The 3974-nt window shown below is 62.9% G+C and carries 5 protein-coding genes; 4 read left to right on the top strand and 1 reads right to left on the bottom strand.

Translation table 11 applies throughout. From position 1 onward, the window contains the following. The 3 genes from rpoD to BRAS3843_RS37275 form a co-directional block, all read left to right on the top strand. Positions 1-1435 (top strand): RNA polymerase sigma factor RpoD (rpoD, locus tag BRAS3843_RS37285; protein WP_035984098.1); only part of this gene is annotated, 1435 nt, incomplete at its 5' end. Between the two features lie 124 nt (positions 1436-1559). Next, positions 1560-1802 (top strand): hypothetical protein, encoded by a 243-nt coding sequence (locus tag BRAS3843_RS37280; RefSeq protein ID WP_008974471.1) that lies wholly within the window; start codon positions 1560-1562, stop codon positions 1800-1802. 198 nt (positions 1803-2000) lie between these two features. Further along, a complete protein-coding gene (locus BRAS3843_RS37275) occupies positions 2001-2945 on the top strand; it encodes a DUF817 domain-containing protein (protein WP_008974470.1) in 945 nt (314 codons plus the stop codon). A 142-nt stretch (positions 2946-3087) separates the two neighbouring features. Here the strand turns inward: BRAS3843_RS37275 and BRAS3843_RS37270 are convergent, their stop codons facing one another. Next, positions 3088-3324 carry a hypothetical protein gene (locus BRAS3843_RS37270; RefSeq protein WP_008974469.1) on the bottom strand — a complete coding sequence of 79 codons (237 nt, stop codon included), beginning with the start codon at positions 3322-3324 and terminating at the stop codon, positions 3088-3090. Positions 3325-3572: 248 nt separating this feature from the next. On the opposite strand from BRAS3843_RS37270, the gene BRAS3843_RS37265 reads away from it, so the two are divergent. Beyond that, complete coding sequence (locus tag BRAS3843_RS37265; protein ID WP_008974468.1) at positions 3573-3947, top strand: DCC1-like thiol-disulfide oxidoreductase family protein; 375 nt, start codon at positions 3573-3575, stop codon at positions 3945-3947. Positions 3948-3974 lie beyond the last annotated feature (27 nt).

Here is a 3974-nt window from a genome sequence, read left to right as displayed (position 1 = left end):
TGCGGCTGCGGCCGCGCATGTCGCGGCCACCCATGTCGCCCCGCCTGCGGCGCCGCCGCAGCCGACCCCGTTCCGTCCCGCGCCGGCCGTCGGCGGCGACGTCGAGGAGAAGGATCCCGGCGAGGCCGCGGCCGAAGCCGACATGGAGGACGACGAGTTCGAAAACCAGATGTCGCTTGCGGCCATCGAGGCCGAGCTGAAGCCGAAGGTGGTCGAGACCTTCGACAAGATCGCGAGCGAGTACAAGAAGCTGCGCCGCCTGCAGGAGCAGGACATCCAGAACCAGCTGCAGAGCGAGTCGCTCTCGCCCTCGCAGGAGCGCAAGTACAAGAAGCTCAAGGACGAGATCATCGTCGAGGTGAAGTCGCTGCGGCTGAACCAGGCCCGCATCGATTCGCTGGTCGAGCAGCTCTACGACATCAACAAGAAGCTGGTCTCGTTCGAGAGCCGGCTGATGCGCCTGTCCGATAGCCATGGCGTCGCGCGCGAGGATTTCCTGCGCAACTATCAGGGCTCGGAGCTCGATCCGCGCTGGCTCAATCGCGTCTCGAAGCTCTCGGCCAAGGGCTGGAAGAACTTCGTCCATCACGAGAAGGACCGTATCAAGGAGCTGCGCCAGGAGGTACAGTCGCTGGCGGCGCTCACCGGGCTCGAGATCGTCGAATTCCGCAAGATCGTGCATTCGGTGCAGAAGGGCGAGCGCGAGGCGCGCCAGGCCAAGAAGGAGATGGTGGAAGCCAACCTCCGTCTGGTGATCTCGATCGCCAAGAAATACACCAACCGCGGCCTGCAGTTCCTCGACCTGATCCAGGAAGGCAATATCGGCCTGATGAAGGCGGTCGATAAGTTCGAATATCGCCGCGGCTACAAGTTCTCGACCTACGCCACCTGGTGGATCCGGCAGGCGATCACCCGCAGCATTGCGGACCAGGCCCGCACCATCCGCATCCCCGTGCACATGATCGAGACGATCAACAAGATCGTGCGAACCTCGCGCCAGATGCTTAACGAGATCGGCCGCGAGCCGACCCCGGAGGAGCTGGCCGAAAAACTCGGCATGCCGCTCGAGAAGGTACGCAAGGTTCTGAAGATCGCCAAGGAGCCGCTGTCGCTCGAAACGCCGGTCGGCGACGAGGAAGACAGCCATCTCGGCGACTTCATCGAGGACAAGAACGCGATCCTGCCGATCGATGCGGCGATCCAGTCGAACCTGCGCGAGACCACCACGCGCGTGCTCGCCTCGCTCACCCCGCGCGAAGAACGCGTGCTCCGCATGCGCTTCGGCATCGGCATGAACACCGACCACACCCTGGAAGAAGTCGGCCAGCAGTTCTCGGTCACGCGCGAGCGCATCCGTCAGATCGAAGCCAAGGCGCTGCGCAAGCTGAAGCATCCGTCAAGGTCGCGGAAGCTGCGGAGCTTCTTGGACAACTGATCGTCAGTCAGTTCTGACTGTCATTGCCGGACTTGACCCGGCAATCCATCGAGACAAAAGCGGCGGGCCGAAAGGTCCGCTGTTTTTCATTTATCAAGCGAGCAGTCGAAAGAAGGGGCATCCGATGTCGTCAGTTCTCTTCGCCACCATGCGGTTGCTCGAGAATGCGGGTCTTCACTTCTTCATCGAAAGAACGAGACCTGACACGATACGCCTCTCGGTCACACTGGTCGGCGAAAGGGTGGAGATCGACATCTTTGAAGACGATCATCTCGAATTCAGTCGCTTCCGGGGCGACGAGAGCATCGAAGGCGGCTACGAGGAATTGTCGCTTCTCTTGCAATCCATACAGGACCCTCGGGAGTAACCAGCAAGGGTAGCCCGGATGAGCGAAGCGATATCCGGGTTCTTCAATCCCGCATGTCGCTTCGCTCATGCGAGCTACTGAATCTCTCAAGCTGTGCTGGTTTGTCCGCATGCTGGCTGAAACCGGCCAGGCTTTACGGAGGCGGTCGCGCTCTGTCGCTTGCTAGACATGCGCGTGTTGCTTGCCTCCGGGACTCACATGCGCGACACTGAAAACGAATCCGTTGAAGCCGCTACGCCCGCCAGCGCCGCTGCGATCTGGGCACCGTTGCGCCCCTTCATCGCCGCCGAAGCACGTCTGGCGCAGGCGGCCGCGCAGACGCCCTGGACCGCGGACCTCTACGAATTCCTCCGCTTTGGCGTGAAGCAGGCGTGGGCCTGCCTGTTCGGCGGCATTGCCGTGGCGCTGATGCTGGGCACCTGGAAGTTCTATCCGGCGCACGCGCCGCTCGCGCGTTACGACTTCCTCTTTCTCTGCATGCTCGGCGTGCAGGCCGCGCTGCTCGCGGCCAGGCTCGAGACGCTCGAGGAGGCCAAGGTCATCCTGGTCTACCACCTCGTCGGCACGGCGATGGAGCTGTTCAAGACCGCGACCGGCTCCTGGATCTATCCGGAGCCGAGCCTGTTTCGGCTTGGCGGCGTGCCGCTGTTCTCGGGGTTCATGTATTCCTGCATCGGCAGCTATCTCTGCCGGGTCTGGCGCCTGTTCGACTTCCGCTTCGCCGACCATCCGCAGCGCCGCTGGCTGATAGCTTTAAGCGCTGCGATCTACCTCAACTTCTTTCTCGACCATTACGGCGTCGACCTGCGCCTGGTGTTGTTCGTGCTGGCGGCGCTTTTGATCGGTCCAGCCACCGTGCATTTCCGGGTCTGGCGCGTGCATCGGTCGATGCCGCTGCTGCTTGGCCTCGTGCTGGTCTCGCTGTTCATCTGGCTGTCGGAGAACATCGGCACCTTCACCCGCACCTGGCTCTACCCGTCGCAAAGCCACGGCTGGGCCATGGTCTCGTTCGCCAAGCTCGGCTCCTGGTTTCTGCTTCTGATCATCAGCTACACGCTGGTCAGCCTGATCAACCGGCCGAACGAGATGCAGGTGCTTGATGAGGAAGCAACGCTGCCGCAGGAGCAGAGGGATGCGGCATAGACTATGCACCTACGGCGTCATAGCCGGGCTTGTCCCGGCCATCCACGTCTTTGTCCACCGACCGAAGAAAGACGTGGATGCGCGGGTCAAGCCCGCGCATGACGAGGAGCCAATCGGCTGACCGGACCGGTTGCTTACAGCGCTACTTCTTCTTCACCCCGACCCGGCTGATCTCCTTGATCGCCAGCGGGGGGCGACCGGATTTTTCGGCGATCTCGCGGTCCTGCTCCATGATGAAGCCGCGCGCGGGCTCGTCGCCGTCGAGGCCGCCGAGCAGCTCGGTCGGTACGCGCCGGTTGGAACGCTGCGAGCCGTCCTCATAGGTGACATTGAAGAAGGCGAATTCGCCTTTGGGATTGGTGCCGGGTTTTTTCGCCATGGCGCCGCTTTACGGCGGCCAGGCCGGCCCGGTCAACGCAATAAAATGCTGATCCGCTGCCCGAATTTGCGCGTTCCGTCACATGAATTTCGCAGAATCGAGACGTGTTCGAACCCGCCGATCGGGTGGCCCACCGCGTTGTCAAGGCAGGGTCGGCGCACCGGCCCGCGGCTCTGCAAGCTCCTCGATTTTGCCCGATGCCGGTGCCTTGATGAGGCAAATCCAGGCCTACGAGACGCCCCATGTCCATGCCGCAACTGACCATCTGGTACAACACGCGCTGTCCGGTCTGCGATGCCGGCATCGACTGGCAGCGCAACAAGCTGCTCGCGCTGGTCAAGTCGGGCCGGGTCGCCTTCAAGGACATCAACGAGGAGCCGGAGGCGCTGGCCGCCTATGGCGCCGATGTCGACGACGTCAGGCGCCGGCTGCATGCGACCGACGAGGAGGGGCGGCTGATCACCGGCGCCGACGTCGCGCTGCTATTGTGGAAGCTGACGCCGGGCGAGAGTTGGCTGGCCACGCTGCTCGGCAACCGGATAATGCGGCCAGTCACGCGGCTCGGCTACGACCGCTTCGCCGACGTGCTGTTCGCCTGGAACAGGTGGAAGGGGCATTGGTGAGAGGTAGAGCGGCCACGAACTCCGCTG

The sequence above is a fragment of the Bradyrhizobium sp. STM 3843 genome (assembly GCF_000239815.1).
Classification (GTDB): Bacteria; Pseudomonadota; Alphaproteobacteria; order Rhizobiales; family Xanthobacteraceae; genus Bradyrhizobium.
The sequence above is the reverse complement of the archived record's forward strand: the minus strand, read 5'-3'. Positions and strand labels throughout refer to the sequence as shown.